Here is a 16,356-nt window from a genome sequence, read left to right on the forward strand (position 1 = left end):
GACCTTGGCGGCGACAAGCTGCCGGTGGTGATCCTGCATGGCGGGCCGGGTGTCGCGCACAATTATGTCGATGCCTACAAGCTGCTCGCCCGCGATGGGCGGGCCGTCATCCACTACGACCAGCTGGGATGCGGCAACTCGACGCTGCTGCCGGAAAAGGGTGCGGATTTCTGGACGCCGCAGCTCTTCATCGGCGAATTGGAAAACCTCGTCGATCACCTCGGCATTCGCGGCGGCTTTCATGTGCTCGGCCAGAGCTGGGGCGGCATGCTGGGCGCGGAATATGCCGTGCTGCGGCCGGAAGGGCTTACCTCGCTCACCATCGCCAATTCGCCCGCCTCCATGACGCTCTGGGTCGCGGAGGCGAACCGGCTGCGCGCCGACCTGCCGCAGGACGTGCAGGACACGTTGACCCGGCACGAAGTGGCGGGCACGACGGACCATCCTGATTATCAGGCGGCGACCACGGCCTTCTACGAGCGGCACGTCTGTCGCGTCGTGCCGTTTCCCCCCGAGGTGACGGCAAGTTTCGAACAGGCCGCGCGCAATCCCACCGTCTATACGCTGATGAACGGGCCGAACGAGTTCCACGTCATCGGCACTCTGAAGACCTGGAGCATCATCGACCGCCTGCCGGCCATCGACACGCCGACGCTGATCATCTCAGGACGCTACGACGAAGCCACGCCCGCGACCGTGCAGCCCTTCAAGGACGGCATCAAGGGCGCGCACTGGGAGATATTCGAGCATTCCAGCCACATGCCCCACGTTGAGGAACAGGATGCATGCATGCGGGTGGTGGGAAACTTCCTCAATCAGCACGACAAATAGAACAGATAGAAAAGGGGATCGAACATGAAAAAACTGCTTCTGACGGCATCGGCCGTCGCTCTCATGGCTGGCACTTGGCTGGCCCCGGCGCAGGCCGAATATCTCCAGGAACATCGCGGCGGCACCATGCGGCTTCTCGCCAGGTCGGCGGCCGGGACGCTCGACCCGCACATCAACTACACGTCCCAAGGCTGGCAGATGTACCAGCCGATCTATGACGGCCTCGTCACCTTCCGCAAGGCCGAGGGCATGGATGGCTTCACGGTCGTGGCTGACCTCGCCGAGGCGATGCCGGACATCAGCAACGACGGCAAGACTTTCACTTTCAAACTGCGCAAGGGCATCAAGTTCTCGACCGGCCAGGAGGTCGGCGTGAAGGATGTGGTCGCCTCGTTCCAGCGTATCTTCAAGGTCTCCGGCCCAACCTCCGGCACCTTCTATGCCGGCATCGTCGGCGCCGACAAATGCCTTGCCGACACCAAGAGCTGCACGCTGGAAGGCGGCGTGGTGGGCGACGAAGCCGCCGGCACGGTCACCATCAATCTCACGAAGCCGGACGCCGAGTTCCTCTACAAGCTCGCCCTGCCCCACGCTGCGACGCTGCCGGCCGATACGCCGGCCGAGGATGCGGGCTCCGTACCGATCCCGAGCACCGGCCCTTACATGATTTCTGCCTTCGACCCCAACAAGGGCATGACCGTCTCGCGCAATCCGCATTTCAAGCAGTGGAGCGAAGAGGCCCAGCCCGACGGCTATCCTGACGTCGTGCAATACGACTTCGGCCTCTCCGAAGAGGCAGCAGTGACGGCGATCCAGAACGGCGAGGCGGACTGGATGTTCGATTCTCTGCCGAGCGACCGTCTCGCCGAAGTCGGCACTAAATATACCGAGCAGCTGCACATCGCGCCGCTTTCAGCCTGGTGGTATGCGCCGCTCAACACGCGCCTTGCACCGTTCGACAATGTGAAGGCCCGCCAGGCCGTCGCCTTCGCCATCGATCGCAACGCACTGGTGAAGCTGTTCGGTGGCAAAGTGCTCGCCTCGCCGGTCTGCCAGATTCTGCCGCCGGACTTCCCCGGCCACGTGGACTATTGCCCCTACACGAAGGATCCCGGCGCCAAGTGGTCGGCACCCGATGTCGAGAAGGCCAAGCAGCTGGTCGATGAATCAGGCACCAAGGGCCAGAAGGTGACGGTCATCGTCGAGGACACCGCCGTCTCGCGCTCCATCGGCGTCTACCTGCAGAGCGTGCTGACCAGCATCGGCTACGTCGCCGACGTCAAGCCGATCTCCGCCAACATCCAGTTCACCTATATCCAGAACACCAACAACAAGGTGCAGATGTCGGTGACCCAGTGGTACAAGGATTATCCGGCGGCTTCGAACTTCCTGAACATCCTGTTCGGTTGCGCTTCCTTCCGCGAGGGCTCGGACGCCTCGATCAACATCGCCGGCTTCTGCGACAAGGACATCGATGCCAAGATGCAGAAGGCGCTGGACCTCGGTGTCACCGACCAGAAGGCGGCCGACGTGCTGTGGAGCGAGATCGACAAGCAGGTCACCGACCAGGCGCCGGCCATTGGCCTCTTCACGCCGAAGCGGCTCGACTTCGTCAGCAAGCGCCTCGGAAACTTCAAGTTCAACCGCCAGTTCGACTGGATGATCACCCAGTCCTGGGTACAGTAAGACCCGGCGGAGGCAAACTGCGTGTCGAATGAAGTCGTTGCCATGCAGCACGGGACGCGAGGGCCATGGGCCCTCGCTTTCGTGCGATTGAGGCGCAACGGGGCCGCCATGGTGTCCCTGACGGTATTTCTCATCATCGTCCTTTCCTGTCTCAGCGCGCCGCTCTACGCGCGCTGGGCGGGCGTGGACCCGTTCACCTCGACCCTTGACGCTGTCATCATGGTCAACGGGGTCGAGGTTCCGGTGATGGAAGCCTCGACGGAAGGGCTCGGGCTCGGCTACACGCCGATCGGTCCCACCTGGGAGCTCGGCAACTACTTCCTCGGCGCGGACAGCCAGGGCCGCGACGTCATGGCCCGCCTTCTCTATGGCGGGCTCAACTCCCTGATGATCGCGGCAGCCGCCACGATCTTCACGCTGACCGTCGGCACGACGGCCGGCCTCGTCGCCGGCTATTTCGGCGGAATTACCGACACCATCCTGTCGCGCCTGCTCGACATTCTCTGGGCGTTCCCGATCTATCTGCTGGCGATATCGCTTTCCATCGTCACCATCACCTCCGGCATCTCGATCGGGCCTATCCTCATCGAATCCGGCAGTCTCTGGCTGCCGATCATCATCATCGGTATCGTCTACATTCCCTATGTGGCGCGTCCCATCCGCGGCCAGGTCCTTGCGCTGCGCGGCAGCGAGTTCGTGCTGGCCGCCATCAATCTCGGCGTGCCCGGCTGGCGCATCCTCTGGCGCGACATCCAGCCGAACATCACCACGACGCTCATCGTCTTCGTGCCGCTGATGATGGCCCTGAACATGCTGACGGAATCGGCCCTCTCCTTCCTGTCGATCGGCGTGCAGCCGCCGGCGGCAAGCTGGGGCACCATCATCCAGGACGGGCAGGCGCTGCTTTATACCCGTCCGCTCGTGGCGCTCGCGCCGGGCCTGGCAATCGCCGTCTCCGTGATGGTTCTCAACGTTTTCGGCGACGGCCTGCGCGATGCGCTCGACCCGCGCTCGAAAGTTCGACTGGGGCGCACCTGATGATCTACGCCATCCTGCGCCGCTTCGGTCAGATGCTGTTCGTAATGTTCGGCATTTCCGTCATCGTCTTCCTGATCTTCTTCGCCACGCCGGGATCCGATCCCGCCGCGCGCATTGCCGGGCGCAACGCCTCACCCGAGGTGCTGGAGGCGGTCCGCCACTCCTTCGGCTTCGACCGGCCGCTCTACGTGCAATACGGCCTGATGATGCAGAAGCTCTTCATCACCGGCGATCTCACCTCCTTCGTCAACCGCGGCTGGAAAGTGGTGCCAGCGGTGTTCGACGCCATTCCGGTCACCCTGTCGCTGGTCTTCGGCGCGGCGATCCTCTGGGTGGTGGTCTCGGTGGTCATCGGCATCGTCGCGGCAGCGACGCGCGACAGCTGGCTGGACAAGTTGCTAATGGCGCTCGGCCTCATCGGTATCTCCATGCCGGTCTACTGGCTCGGCGAGGTGATGAACCTCATCACCCAGAGCCGCTATCATGACAGCTGGCTGTTCTCCTGGGTGCCGCCGCTCGGCTACAAGCCATTGATGAGCGACCCGAAGGGCTGGTTCCTCACCCTGGTCATTCCGTGGATCACGCTGGCCGTACTCTATATTGGCATCTACGGGCGCGTGCTGCGCGCGGCGATCATCGAATCCATGCAGGAGGATTTCATCCGCACCGCCCGGGCCAAAGGCCTGTCGGAAACCCGCATCCTGCTGCGCCACGGCCTGCCGTTGGAGGGGGTGGTGATGGACACGATGCTGGCCGATTACCTGCGCGATGCCGGCGACAAACACGGCCTCGACGCCATGGCCGAGCGCAACTTTGGCTTCAGCCCCACCAGCTACAGCGAGCTGGTGCCCAAGGGCGCCAATTTCGCGTCCGTGGGGATCACCGAGGCGGCGCTGTACTGCGGCATGGATGTGCACCTCACCTGGCGCCTGGCCCAGCTGCTGCGCCGGGAGCTAACGGCCATGGGCGATGCCCTACCCGAGCTGCTCGACCAGCTGGAGCTACCCCTGGAGCCGGTGCTGGCCCTGATGGAGGCCACCGGCATCCGCATCGACACCGCCTACCTGGGTGAGCTCAGCGCCGAGCTCAAAATCACCCTGGATCGCCTTGAGGGCGAGGCCAAGGCCGCCGCCGGGGTGGACTTCAACCTCGCCTCCCCCAAACAGCTGGGCGAGCTGCTGTTCGACACCCTCGGGCTGGATCGCAAGAAATCGCGCAAGACCAAAACCGGCTGGAGCACCGATGCCACCGTGCTCGAGAAGCTCGAGGCCGATCACCCAGTGGTGCCCCTGGTGCTGGAGCACCGCACCCTCAGCAAGCTAAAGAGCACCTACGTAGATGCCTTGCCGGCCCTTATGGAGCCGGAAACCGGGCGGGTGCACACCGATTTCAACCAGGCCGTCACCGCCACCGGGCGCCTGAGCAGCAGCAACCCCAACCTGCAGAACATCCCGATCCGCACCGAGTTTTCGCGGCGCATCCGCAAGGCCTTCCTGCCGGAAGCGGGGTGGAGCCTAATCAGCGCCGACTACTCCCAGATCGAGCTGCGCATCCTGGCCCACCTTTCTGGCGAAGCGGTGCTGGTGGAGGCCTACCGCACCGGCGACGACGTGCACGCCCTCACCGCCAGGCTGCTGCTGGAGAAGGACACCGTGACGCCGGATGAACGCCGCCTCGGCAAGACGATCAACTTCGGCGTGATCTACGGCATGGGCGCCCAGCGCTTCGCCCGGGAAACGGGCGTGAGCCAGGCCGACGCCAAAGAGTTTCTGGGCAAATACAAGCAGCGCTACCCGAAGGTGTTCGCCTTCCTGGAGCTGCAGGAGCGGCTGGCCCTGAGCCGGGGCTACGTGGAAACGATCATGGGCCGCCGCCGCCCCTTCCACTTCGACCCCAATGGCCTGGGCCGCCTGCGCGGCAAGGATCCCCTCGAGATCGACCTGGAGGTGGCCCGCCGCGGTGGCATGGAGGCCCAACAGTTGCGGGCTGCTGCCAACGCACCGATCCAGGGATCCAGCGCCGACATCATCAAGCTGGCGATGGTGCAGCTGCACCGGGAGCTAGAGGCGGCCCAGCTACCCGCAAGACTTTTGCTGCAGGTGCACGACGAACTGGTGCTCGAAGCGGCTCCCGAGGCCCTCGAAGCGGTGCTCACCTTGACCCGTGAAACCATGGAGCGGGCCGCGAGCCTGTACGTCCCCCTGGTGGTGGAGACGGGCGTGGGTCCTAACTGGATGGAAGCCACGTAACCAGCAGCTCAATGACCCTGCGCCTCACCAACACCCTCACGCGCCGCATCGAGGAATTCCAGCCGCTCGAGCCGGGCCAGGTGAGCATCTACTGCTGCGGCGTGACGGTCTACGACCTCTGCCACCTGGGCCATGCCCGCAGCTACATCGCCTGGGATGTGCTGCGCCGCCACCTGCTGTGGAGCGGCTACCGGGTGACGTTTGTGCAGAACTACACCGACATCGACGACAAGATCCTGGGTCGCGCAGCTGAGGAGGGCAGCTCGATGCAGGCGGTGAGTGAGCGCAACATCGAGGCCTTCGTGACCGACATGGCCCGGCTAAATATCCTGCCGCCCGACCGTATGCCGCGGGCCACCCAAAGCCTGGACGCCATTCGCAGCCTGATCACCGAGCTGGAAGCCAAGGGGGCCGCCTACAGCGCCGATGGTGATGTCTATTTCGCCGTGATGAAGCATGCCGGCTACGGCAAGCTCTCCGGCCGCGACCTGGCTGAGCAGCAGGACAACGCCGCCGGCCGGGTGGCCACTGCAGAGGAGGCCCGCAAGCAACACCCCTTCGACTTCGCCCTCTGGAAGGGCAGTAAACCCGGCGAACCCAGCTGGGAGTCGCCCTGGGGTCCAGGCCGGCCCGGCTGGCATATCGAGTGCTCAGCGATGGTGCGCGAGGAGCTCGGCGACACGATCGACATCCACCTCGGTGGCGCCGACCTGATCTTTCCCCACCACGAAAACGAAATTGCCCAGTCGGAGGCAGCCAGCGGCCACGAACTAGCCCGCTATTGGCTGCACAACGGCATGGTCAATGTGGGCGGCCAGAAGATGTCCAAATCCCTGGGCAACTTCACCACCATCCGGGCCCTGCTCGATTCCGGCATCACGCCGATGACATTGCGCCTGTTCACCCTCCAGGCCCACTACCGCAAGCCGCTCGACTTCAGCGCCGACGCCCTTGAGGCCGCCGCCACCGGCTGGAAGGGTCTCAATGCGGCCCTGGGCCTCGCCGCCGCCACCTCAAGCGCCGACCCTGGCGCCACCCCAGAGCTCGCCGCCGCCCGTGCGCGCTTCGCCGCCGCCATGGACGACGACCTCAACACCTCCGCCGCCCTGGCGGTGCTGTTTGAGCTGGCCAAGCCCCTGCGCGCCCTCGCCAATCGGCTGGAGCGCGGCGACACCAGCGCCGCCGAGGAGGCCCGGGCTCCAGAGCTGGTGGATCAAGGCCAGCTGCTGCTGGAACTGGCCGGAGTGCTTGGCCTCCAGAGCGAAACCGAGGCCAAAACCAGCAGCACCAGCCCCGGCCCCAGCGACGCCGAGATCCAGGCCCAAATCGATCAGCGTCAGGCCGCTAAGGCCGCCAAGAATTTCCCTGCTGCCGACGGCATCCGCGATGGCCTGAGGGCCCAGGGCATCGAGCTGATCGACAGGCCTGGAGGCATCACGGAATGGCTGCGGGGCTGAGCCTGCCCAACAATCTGGCCAGCTTGCTGTGCTTCTGGCTAAGTTGATCTCATGCAGGTCAACATCCTCGAAGCCAAAAATCAGCTCTCCCGCCTAGTCCGAGCCGCCCAAGCCGGTGAAGAGGTGGTAATCGCCCAGCGGGGCATCCCTGCAGTGAGGCTCGTGGCTGTGGATAGTCCACCCTGCACCCTCGACCCGATCGCCTGGCTAGACGCCAACCCCTTACCTTCCCACCTGCAGCGCAGCCACACTGCGATCGAAGCCGATATCCAGGCACAGCGCGCCAGTTGGGATTGAGGAGCCTGGTCTATGTCGACAGATGTGTGCTGATCTACGCCCTGGAACACCATTCCCAGTTTGGCGAAGCAGCCCGGCGGTGCCTGGCAAATCAGCTAGCCGAGGACCGAACCCTGGCAATATCCCCCCTGGTTCAGCTGGAATGCCTGGTGCAGTCCCTAGCCCGCCAGCAAATCGATCTGCTGGTTAGCTATCAGTCCTGGCTGCGGCAGTTTGAGTGGCTCAGCATCAACGATGCCAGCTTCGCCCATCCCACCGCACTACGCGCCATCCACGGCCTTAAAACAACTGATTCGATACACCTGGCCACTGCTCTGCAGCACGGCTGCGTAGCCCTAATAACCAACGACAACCGCCTCGAAAAGGTCCAAGTTGACCTGGTTTGTCTCTCGATCACCGCCAGCACCTGACTGCAGGACCTTCATTCAGTCCTCGCTCGGCTCGGGTGCCTGCCGGCCCTGCATCATCCGCTCGATCTTGCGAATCCGCTCCAGGGTGGTGGTCCACACCTCTTTTTGAAAGCCCGGCTCACAGCCATCCACTAGGGCCTGCAGATCCTCCTGGCGCTCAAAAGCATCCCAGAGCTGGCGCTCGAGCTTGGCCCGGTCGATGAAGTTCCAGCGCTGCAGCCACACGGGCAGTGCCGCCATGGGAAAAGTTCAACTGGGATCAGTTAAGGGGATCCACCCCCACCAGCCCATCGCCAAAGCAACGGCTGCGCAGATGCAGCGGCTTGCCCGTGGCCGGATGCAGCAGCTGCAGACCGGCGGCATGGAGCTGCAGCCGCGGCGCCGCGGCAGGTTCGCCGTAGAGGGGATCGCCCAGCACCGGATGGCCAAGGTCCGCCAGGTGCACCCGCAACTGATGAGAGCGGCCGGTGCGGGGTTGCAGCAACAGCAAACTCGAGCCCTCGAAGCGCCTCAGCACTCGCCAGCGGGTGAGGGCCGGCTTGCCCCCCTGCTCTAGCGGCACCACCCCATAGCGGGGCGGCCGAGTGGCGATCCGGGCTAGCGGCTGGTTGATTACCCCGCCCCGATCCGCAGGCAGCCCCTGGACCACGGCCAGGTAGGTCTTGCGCACGCGCCGCTCGGCGAAAGCGGCACTTAGGGCCCGATGGGTGGTGGCGTCTCTGGCCAGCAGGATGAGCCCCGAGGTATCGCGATCGAGGCGGTGCACCAGCCTTGCCTCCGGCCACCGCTCCTGGGCCCTACTGATCAGGGAATCGGCCAGCTCGGGCCCAAGCCCCGGCTGGCTAAGCAGGCCCGAGGGCTTCAGCAGGGCCAGCAGCCAGGGATCGGCATAGAGCACACAACAGCCGGGATCACTGCGGGGCATCCTGCAGGGTCAATGGGAGACTTGCTACCACTTGAGTTGCCGCCGTGAAAGCCCTCTCCGTGCTCGGCTCCACCGGCTCGATCGGCACCCAAACCCTTGAACTGGCCGAGGAATTCCCGGACCGCTTCCGGGTGGTGGCCCTCACGGCCGGCAACAACCTGGATCTATTGGTGAGTCAGATCCAGCGCCATGCGCCTGAAGTGGTGGCCCTGGCCAATGCCGAGCGCGTCAGCGAGCTGGGCGAGCGGCTGCAGGCCCTGGAACCCGCCGCCAGGCCCGCCCGGATGCCCGAGCTGCTGGGGGGCTCTGAGGGCCTCTGCGCCGCCGCCGCCTGGTCCACGGCCGACCTGGTGGTTACGGGGATCGTGGGCTGCGCTGGCCTGCTGCCCACCCTGGCCGCCATCCGCGCCGGCAAGGATCTGGCACTGGCCAATAAGGAAACCCTGATCGCCGCCGGGCCCGTGGTGCTGCCGGAGCTGGAGATAAGCGGCTCACGCCTACTGCCGGCTGATTCCGAGCACTCGGCGATCTTCCAGTGCCTGCAAGGCACCCCCTACGCCGATACGGCGCGGCTCTCCACCGGCAGCCCCACCCCGGGCCTGCGCCGCATCCAGCTCACGGCCTCCGGCGGCGCCTTCCGCGACTGGGCTCCGGCAGACCTCCACAAGGCCACCGTGGCCGATGCCACCAGCCACCCCAACTGGAGCATGGGCCGCAAAATCACCGTGGATTCGGCCTCCTTAATGAATAAGGGCCTGGAGGTGATCGAGGCCCACTACCTGTTCGGCCTCGACTACGACCACATCGAGATCGTCATCCACCCCCAATCGATCATCCATTCGATGGTGGAGCTGGCCGATTCCTCGGTGCTGGCCCAGCTCGGCTGGCCCGATATGAAGCTGCCCATTCTTTATTGCCTCAGCTGGCCCGAGCGCCTGAGCACCCCCTGGCGCCGGCTCGATCTCACCGAGGTGGGCCAGCTCAGCTTCCGCGCCCCCGACCCGGCCAAATACCCCTGCATGCAGCTGGCCTACGCGGCCGGCCGCGCCGGCGGCACGATGCCGGCGGTAATGAACGCCGCCAACGAACAGGCCGTGGCCCTCTTCCTCGAGGAGAGGGTCCACTTCCTCGATATCCCGACATTGATCGACGGGGTGTGTGATCGCCACCAAGTCGATCTCATGGCCAATCCCTCCCTAGACGACGTGCTGGCCGTAGACGCTTGGGCCCGTCAGGCCGTGCATGAGGCTGCAGCCCGGCTCCAGGCCAAGGCGCCAGCTGCGCTGCCGGCGTGATCTCGCACCACCTGCTGCTCTGCGCCACTCCCAGCAAGGCGCTCTGCTGCCCCGATCCCGCCATTGGCGCCGCCAGCTGGGACGAGCTCAAGCGCCTGGTGCGGGAGCTGGGCCTCGAGGATCCGGCCCGGCCCGAGGGGATCGTGCTGCGCACCAAGGCCGACTGCCTGCGCATTTGCGCCGAGGGCCCCATCCTGCTGATCTGGCCCGAAGGCACCGTTTATGGCGGCGTCAGCCCCGAGCGCATCGAGCCAATCCTGCGGGAGCACGTGATCGGCGGCCAGCCGATTGAGCAGTGGATCATCAAGCGCATGAGCCTCAAAGCTGCCGCTTAAGCCAGCTCGCCACCAGCTGATCACCCCAGCAACTGAGTGGCTCATCACCCACCCCATGGAAGCCGTTATGGCCGCCATGGGCCGTGAGCACCACATCAAGGCCAGGAAGGTGCTGCTGGGCCAAGAGCTGGGCGCCACTGGCCGGCACCCAAGGGTCGTCGAGGGAGTGCAGCAGCAGGCTCGGCGGCAAATCGACCGATGCTGAAAGCAGACGCGGCAGGGGCGAAGCCTCCCGGTAGTAATCGTCAACGGAGGCGTAGCCCCAGCGAGGGGCAGTGATAGCAGCATCGAAGCTGCGAATCGAGCGGGGCCGCTCTGGCCCCTGCAGGGCCTGGCGCTCAGCGTCGCTCACCCCAAATGGATCGGCCAGGGTCTGGGCGCAGAGCCGGCGCAGCAGCCAGCGCTGATACACCCGGTTGCGGGGCAGCTCAATCTGCTGCGAGCAAAGGGCCAGATCAAGCGGGCTGCTGGTGCACACCACACCATCCAGCACCCCCGAACTAGCCAGGCAGGCATTGAGGAGCATCGTGCCGCCCAACGAAATCCCCACACCAAAAAGAGGCAGGCCACCGGCCCGCTGCTGGGCCAACTCCAGTACGGGCAGCAGGTCGCTATCGCAACGGGCTGCATAGGTGCCAGGCGCCAGGTGCCTGCCCGGTCCGGCACCCCGCAAATTCAGGCGCCACACCGCGAAACCCGCGGCTTGAAGGCTGAGGCCCATGCGCCGCAACCCCTCCCGTTCGCTCGATCCACCCAAACCGTGCAGTAAAAGCACAAGTGCCCTAGGTGCCCCAGCAACTGGCGAATCAACCAGCGCTAGCAGGGAGGCATCACCGCCCACCGCAATGGGGATCGGTTCACCGAGATCTAGGGGCAGCTTTGGCGGCCTGAGGGTGTCTCGCAGGGTCTGGAGATCGGGGCCGATCCAGGGCCAGCGTTGCTTAAAAACAGGGGGTGTCGAGGCGGACTCCTTCAGGCGGCCACCTTCTTACCCACCCCCATGCTGCGCAGCTCGGTGAGCAGGCCATTGAGCACGGCCTTGGCATCACCAAAGACCATGGCGGTCTGGGGCAGCTCAAATAGGGCGTTTTTAATACCGGCATAGCCAGCGCCAAGGCTGCGCTTTACCACAAACACCTGGCGGGCTTGGTCCACCTCAAGCACGGGCATGCCGTAGAGAGGGCTGGTGGAATCGGTCTTGGCGTCTGGGTTAACCACGTCGTTGGCGCCCAGCACAATCACCACATCGGTGCGGGGGAATTCAGGGTTGACCGTGTCCATCTCCAGCAGTTGCTCGTAGGGCACATCGGCCTCTGCCAGCAGCACATTCATGTGACCAGGCATACGCCCAGCCACAGGGTGGATCGCATAGGTCACCTCCACGCCGTGGTTTTCCAGCAACTTGGAAAGTTCGCGCAGGGCGTGCTGGGCTTGGGCCACCGCCAGGCCATAGCCGGGCACAAAGACCACTCGCTCAGCAGCCTCCAGGGCAAGAGCGCATTCCTCAGCGCTGCAGCTGGTGATGCGGGTGTAGCCGGCCTCTTCGCCGCCACCGCCCACCGGTGCCGCCCCACCAAGGGCGCCTCCAAACAAGACGCTCACCAGGGAGCGGTTCATGGCGGTGCACATCACCTGGGTGAGGATCAGGCCCGCAGCACCCACCATGGCGCCAGCCACAATCAGCAGTTGGCTGCCAACGACGAAACCTGCTGCAGCTGCTGCTACTCCGGAATAGGAGTTGAGCAGCGAGATCACCACAGGCATGTCGGCACCGCCGATCGGCAGGGTGACTCCGATACCCAGTAGGGAAGAAGCCACCACCAGCACCCAAAGAGGAGCTCCCGCCATATCGCCAGGGAGGGCAATCGCACCGGCCAGGCAGGCCACCGCCAGTGAAATATTCACGGCGTGGCGCATGGTGCTCTGGGTCCAGCCGGGGGTATCAATCCAGCCCTGCAACTTGCCCATCGCCACGATCGAGCCACTGAAGGTGATCGCACCAACGAACACCGAAATCACGATCGAGATCTGCTCCACCAGGCCGGAGGAGCCCTCCCCCGGGCTAAAAAGCGCCACCCCAAGAGCCACCAGCAACGACGCCATACCGCCGCAGCCGTTAAACAGCGCCACGGTTTCGGGCATGGCAGTCATCGGCACCCGCTGGGCCGTAATCAGGCCAAGCACGCCGCCCAGGCCAGTGCCGATCGCTACCCAAAGCCATGCTTGGGGGGAGAGGGGTTGCTGAATCAGCAGGCCAAGCACGGCCAGGCCCATGGCCAGGGCCGCCAAACCATTGGCGGAGCGAGCGGTGCTCACCTTGGAGAGGCCCTTGATACCGAGGGCCAGCAACAGCACGGCACCCAGATCGATCAGGGCGGGCAAAAGATCAAGTCCAGCCATCAGCGGGTCCCTCCGGTGCGGGGTGATTTGCGCGAAAACATGGCCAGCATGCGGTCGGTGACCAGGAAGCCGCCAACGACGTTGAACAGGGCAAAGCCCAGGGAAAGCGAGCCGAGCACCAGCAGGGGCAGCTGGTCATTGGCCTGGGCGATCAGGGTGAGCGAAGCCAGCACGGTGATGCCGCTGATCGCATTGGCACCACTCATAAGAGGGGTGTGCAGGGTGGGAGGCACCTTGCCGATCAGTTCGAGTCCCAAAAGGCTGCCCAGCAAGAGCACCCAGAGGGCTTGGGTCAAGGCACTCATCAGTTAGCTCCGGAAACGAGGTCAGGGAAACGGCAGGCGCCATCGTGAGTGAACAGGCAGCCGGCCACGATCGGGTCCTCCTGGTCGAGATTGAAGCCGTCTTCGCCCAGTACGTGCTCCACCAGGGCCGCCAGGTTGCGGGCGTAAAGGGCGCTGGCATGGTTGGCAACGGAGCTGGGCAGGCCATCACCACCAATCAGGCGCACGCCGTGGCGCTCCACGGTTTGGCCGCAGACCGTGCCGGCGCAGTTGCCGCCCTGGGCCACGGCCAAATCCACTACTACTGAGCCGGGGCGCATACCCGCCAGCATCTCATCGGAAATCAGCAGGGGTGCTCGCCGACCCGGCACCTGGGCGGTGCAGATCACCATGTCGGCCAGGGCCAGCTGATCGGCCAACTGCTGGCGCTGGGCAGCCAGAAAGGCTTCGCTAGCCGCCTTGGCGTAGCCGCCGGCTTCAGCTGGGCGCTCCTCCTGCTCGGGTGGGGAAAGAAACCTGCCACCTAGAGACTCAACCTGCTCCTTAGCCGCGGGCCGCACATCACTCACATAGACCACCGCGCCAAGACGCCGGGCGGTTGCCAAAGCCTGCAGCCCCGCCACCCCTGCGCCCAGGATCAGGGCCCGAGCCGGCTGAATTGTGCCCGCCGCTGTCATCAACATCGGCACGTAGCGATCTAGGGCTGCAGACGCCAGCAGCACCGCCTTGTAACCGGCGATGTTGGCCTGGGACGACAGCACATCCATGCTCTGGGCCCGGCTGATCCGGGGGAGCAGCTCCAAGGCCAAGGCCGACACCCGCCGGGTCTGAAGCTGCTCCACTAGGGCGATGGCGCCATAGGGGGAGAGCAGACCAGCCAGCAGGGTGCCGGGGCGCAGCTGATCCAGCACCTCGGCGGCGGGTGGATTGACGCAAAGCACCGCATCGACGCCAGCGCCTAGCTCGGGGCCTGGGGCAACAAGACGGCCTCCAGCCGCTTCAAATTCATGGTCGGCATAGCCGGCCGCCAAGCCAGCGCTTTGCTCAACTTGCAGTGTCAGCCCTCGGGCCAGCAGCCGGCGAACGGTTTCGGGAGTTGCGGCAACGCGACACTCTCCCGGGTTGCGTTCCCGCAGGATCAATACTTCAGCCAAGAGGGTCCCCGGAGGCCATAGATCTATTAGGGGGTGTCTCCCCTCGCCTGAGCAACACAACTGCAGCAAATGTGCGCAGTTGCCCATCCAAGCCAGGTGGAGCTCAAAACAGGGGAAGCAACTCCTGTTCAACGCAGCTGGCCTGCGGCAGGGCGCCCTGGTGACGCAGCTGGCGCGCCCGCAGGATCATTGGATCGATGTCGCATTCAAGAGCCCAGCAGCGGTTTAGATGCCAAAGCTGCAAGGCGGGAGCCCAGGCCCAGGCATCCGGATCGGGGCAGGAGTTCGCCATAGGGAAAACAGCAGGGGACCCGGGGGTTGAACTGAAACTAGGCACGCTGGGCCAGAAGCCCATAGGCCAGATCACCCATTTGCAGGTGGCCTGCTGACGCCAGGGCACCTCTGGCCACAATGGCGTGATGGGATTTCCTTCCTTCGACCTGGGCATCCCGCCGCCCACAACAACCGCCGTGCGACCCAGGCAGTGGCAGAGCCGCCTGATCCAGCTGCTGCGGGCCCGCCTGCTCAATCACCAGCCTGGCGGCCATGACGTGCTGATCCATGCAGGACCGGGTGCGGGCAAAACCCTGGGGGCCCTGCTCAGCTTCATCACCCTGCAGCGGGAGGGGAGGCTCGATCGCTTTTTGATCTTCTGCCACCGGAGCTCAATCGCCCGTCAGTGGCTGGGAGCTGCGGAGCGCCTCAACCTGCGCCTGCTGGAGTGGGACCCGGAGCAGGGGCTATCAGCCCTCGAAGCAAATTCAAACTGGGATGGCCTGCTGCTCAGCTATCAGTGCACGGCCCGGCACCGCCTTGCCCTCGAGGCAGCCCTACGCCGCATAGCTCTGGGAAGCTGGCTGGCCATTGCCGATGAAGTGCACCACTTGGGCCTGGATCCGGATGAACCAGAGGCTGCCGCCTGGGGTTTCGCCTTCAGCCAGCTCACCGCTCCAGCCCAGCTGCGACTCGGCCTCACCGGCACCCCTTTCCGCGCCGACAACCTGGCCTTCTGCGCCGCCCGACGGGTAAAAGTGCGCGAGGGAGATCAGGTGATCGAACGCATCGCCCCCGATTTGAGCGTGGAACCCCGCCAGCTGATCTTGGCCGGAGATGTGCGCCCCCTGGAATTTCGCTTCCAGGACGGCTGGGTCGAGCACGGCAGGCCCCAGGCCTCCGCCGACACTGAAACCTCGCCCCTTTCGGCTGAAGCGCGGGAGAGCTGGCGAGCCCGCAACTTGCGCCGCGCCATTCAACTCGGAGATGCCAGCAGCATCGCCCTGCGGCTACTGCTCAAGGCCCGTCAAAGGCTGGAGCGGGTGCGGGCCGGCCACCCCGAGGCGGGCGGGCTGGTGATCGCCCGCGACATAGCCCATGCCAGGCGCATCACCGGGCTGCTGGAGGAGGAGGGCGACCGGGTGCACCTGGTCCATTCCCAGGACCCGGAGGCCAGCGCCCGCCTGGCCGCCTTCCAGGCCGGCGAGGCGGACTGGCTAGTGAGCATTGATATGTGCGCCGAGGGCTTTGACGCCCCAAGACTGCGGGTAGTTGCTTACCTCACCACGGTGGTAACTCGCAGCCGCTTTGTACAGGCCATCACCAGGGCTGTGCGCATGGATGGCCAACGCGCCGCCGTGGAGACCGTGCCGCGGCAGCCGTCCTATGTGTTCGCCCCAGCCGACCCATTGCTGATGAGCTACGCCCGCAGCTGGTCCCTCAGCGAGCCATACCTGATCAAGCCGAAGCAAGTGGCTTTAGAGCCGGACTCACTCGGCAATGGCCAGGGAGGTTCCTTACCCCTGCAAGCTGTAGAGGCAAGGATCGGTGCGGTGATCAGCATGGGGCCGGAGCTACCTAGTTTTCTGCAGCGAACGGCCTGAAACCTGCTTTAGCGATACAAGGTTTAAGCGCAAATATGCGACGTTGTGTCAACCAATACCTTCCCAGGGCCCGTAGCCCGGCAGCGTGGTCTGATCCAAGGGAGAGGGGAGCATGGAT

Annotated in this window: 17 protein-coding genes and 1 pseudogene; 11 read left to right on the forward strand and 7 right to left on the reverse strand. The window is 65.0% G+C overall.

The window, feature by feature from the left end; translation table 11 throughout:
• From KBY74_RS09765 to KBY74_RS09800, 8 genes and pseudogenes are all read left to right on the forward strand, one after another.
• Positions 1-831: proline iminopeptidase-family hydrolase (locus KBY74_RS09765; RefSeq protein WP_254942535.1), on the forward strand; the 831-nt coding region annotated here is incomplete at its 5' end.
• Positions 832-894: 63 nt separating this feature from the next.
• On the forward strand, positions 895-2,517 hold the full coding sequence (locus tag KBY74_RS09770) for an ABC transporter substrate-binding protein (protein ID WP_254942536.1): 1,623 nt from the start codon (positions 895-897) through the stop codon (positions 2,515-2,517).
• 42 nt (positions 2,518-2,559) lie between these two features.
• A complete protein-coding gene (locus tag KBY74_RS09775) occupies positions 2,560-3,555 on the forward strand; it encodes an ABC transporter permease (protein ID WP_069061321.1) in 996 nt (331 codons plus the stop codon).
• Positions 3,555-3,788: pseudogene (locus tag KBY74_RS09780) on the forward strand (ABC transporter permease); the annotation flags it as partial. The gene KBY74_RS09775 and the pseudogene KBY74_RS09780, both read left to right, overlap by 1 nt.
• Complete coding sequence (polA, locus tag KBY74_RS09785; RefSeq protein WP_254942545.1) at positions 3,762-5,804, forward strand: DNA polymerase I; 2,043 nt, start codon at positions 3,762-3,764, stop codon at positions 5,802-5,804. The pseudogene KBY74_RS09780 and the gene polA, both read left to right, overlap by 27 nt.
• A gap of 11 nt (positions 5,805-5,815) precedes the next feature.
• Positions 5,816-7,261 (forward strand): cysteine--tRNA ligase, encoded by a 1,446-nt coding sequence (gene cysS / locus KBY74_RS09790; protein WP_254942537.1) that lies wholly within the window; start codon positions 5,816-5,818, stop codon positions 7,259-7,261.
• A 51-nt stretch (positions 7,262-7,312) separates the two neighbouring features.
• Positions 7,313-7,558, forward strand: coding sequence for a type II toxin-antitoxin system Phd/YefM family antitoxin (locus KBY74_RS09795; protein WP_254942538.1), 246 nt, complete (start codon positions 7,313-7,315; stop codon positions 7,556-7,558).
• Positions 7,555-7,968, forward strand: a complete 414-nt coding sequence (locus KBY74_RS09800) for a PIN domain-containing protein (protein ID WP_254942539.1) — start codon at positions 7,555-7,557, stop codon at positions 7,966-7,968. Before KBY74_RS09795 ends, KBY74_RS09800 begins: the two co-directional genes overlap by 4 nt.
• A gap of 15 nt (positions 7,969-7,983) precedes the next feature.
• Here KBY74_RS09800 and KBY74_RS09805 read toward each other — a convergent pair whose 3' ends face one another.
• Both KBY74_RS09805 and KBY74_RS09810 read right to left on the reverse strand, forming a co-directional pair.
• Positions 7,984-8,208: a hypothetical protein gene (locus KBY74_RS09805; protein ID WP_106633117.1), complete on the reverse strand. Its 225-nt coding sequence runs from the start codon at positions 8,206-8,208 to the stop codon at positions 7,984-7,986.
• Between the two features lie 19 nt (positions 8,209-8,227).
• A complete protein-coding gene (locus KBY74_RS09810; RefSeq protein ID WP_254942540.1) occupies positions 8,228-8,893 on the reverse strand; it encodes an RluA family pseudouridine synthase in 666 nt (221 codons plus the stop codon).
• Positions 8,894-8,937: 44 nt separating this feature from the next.
• On the opposite strand from KBY74_RS09810, the gene KBY74_RS09815 reads away from it, so the two are divergent.
• Both KBY74_RS09815 and KBY74_RS09820 read left to right on the forward strand, forming a co-directional pair.
• The gene (locus KBY74_RS09815) at positions 8,938-10,188 is read left to right on the forward strand and encodes a 1-deoxy-D-xylulose-5-phosphate reductoisomerase (protein ID WP_254942541.1); all 1,251 of its coding nucleotides are present in this window, start codon (positions 8,938-8,940) and stop codon (positions 10,186-10,188) included.
• On the forward strand, positions 10,185-10,523 hold the full coding sequence (locus tag KBY74_RS09820; RefSeq protein WP_254942542.1) for a ferredoxin: 339 nt from the start codon (positions 10,185-10,187) through the stop codon (positions 10,521-10,523). The genes KBY74_RS09815 and KBY74_RS09820 overlap by 4 nt, the downstream gene beginning before the upstream one ends.
• Here the strand turns inward: KBY74_RS09820 and KBY74_RS09825 are convergent.
• The 5 genes from KBY74_RS09825 to KBY74_RS09845 all read right to left on the reverse strand — a co-directional run bounded on the left by KBY74_RS09825 (position 10,507) and on the right by KBY74_RS09845 (position 14,653).
• Positions 10,507-11,499 (reverse strand): YheT family hydrolase, encoded by a 993-nt coding sequence (locus KBY74_RS09825; protein ID WP_254942546.1) that lies wholly within the window; start codon positions 11,497-11,499, stop codon positions 10,507-10,509. The genes KBY74_RS09820 and KBY74_RS09825 overlap by 17 nt on opposite strands.
• Complete coding sequence (locus tag KBY74_RS09830; RefSeq protein WP_106633122.1) at positions 11,496-12,923, reverse strand: NAD(P)(+) transhydrogenase (Re/Si-specific) subunit beta; 1,428 nt, start codon at positions 12,921-12,923, stop codon at positions 11,496-11,498. Before KBY74_RS09830 ends, KBY74_RS09825 begins: the two co-directional genes overlap by 4 nt.
• A complete protein-coding gene (locus KBY74_RS09835; protein ID WP_106633123.1) occupies positions 12,923-13,228 on the reverse strand; it encodes an NAD(P) transhydrogenase subunit alpha in 306 nt (101 codons plus the stop codon). Before KBY74_RS09835 ends, KBY74_RS09830 begins: the two co-directional genes overlap by 1 nt.
• Positions 13,228-14,361: an NAD(P) transhydrogenase subunit alpha gene (locus KBY74_RS09840; protein WP_254942543.1), complete on the reverse strand. Its 1,134-nt coding sequence runs from the start codon at positions 14,359-14,361 to the stop codon at positions 13,228-13,230. Before KBY74_RS09840 ends, KBY74_RS09835 begins: the two co-directional genes overlap by 1 nt.
• A 103-nt stretch (positions 14,362-14,464) precedes the next feature.
• A complete protein-coding gene (locus KBY74_RS09845) occupies positions 14,465-14,653 on the reverse strand; it encodes a hypothetical protein (protein ID WP_127432044.1) in 189 nt (62 codons plus the stop codon).
• Between the two features lie 127 nt (positions 14,654-14,780).
• On the opposite strand from KBY74_RS09845, the gene KBY74_RS09850 reads away from it, so the two are divergent.
• Positions 14,781-16,238 (forward strand): DEAD/DEAH box helicase, encoded by a 1,458-nt coding sequence (locus KBY74_RS09850; RefSeq protein WP_254942544.1) that lies wholly within the window; start codon positions 14,781-14,783, stop codon positions 16,236-16,238.
• Positions 16,239-16,356: the final 118 nt, after the last annotated feature.

The sequence above is a fragment of the Cyanobium sp. A1C-AMD genome, assembly GCF_024346495.1.
GTDB classification, from domain to species: Bacteria; Cyanobacteriota; Cyanobacteriia; order PCC-6307; family Cyanobiaceae; genus Cyanobium_A; species Cyanobium_A usitatum.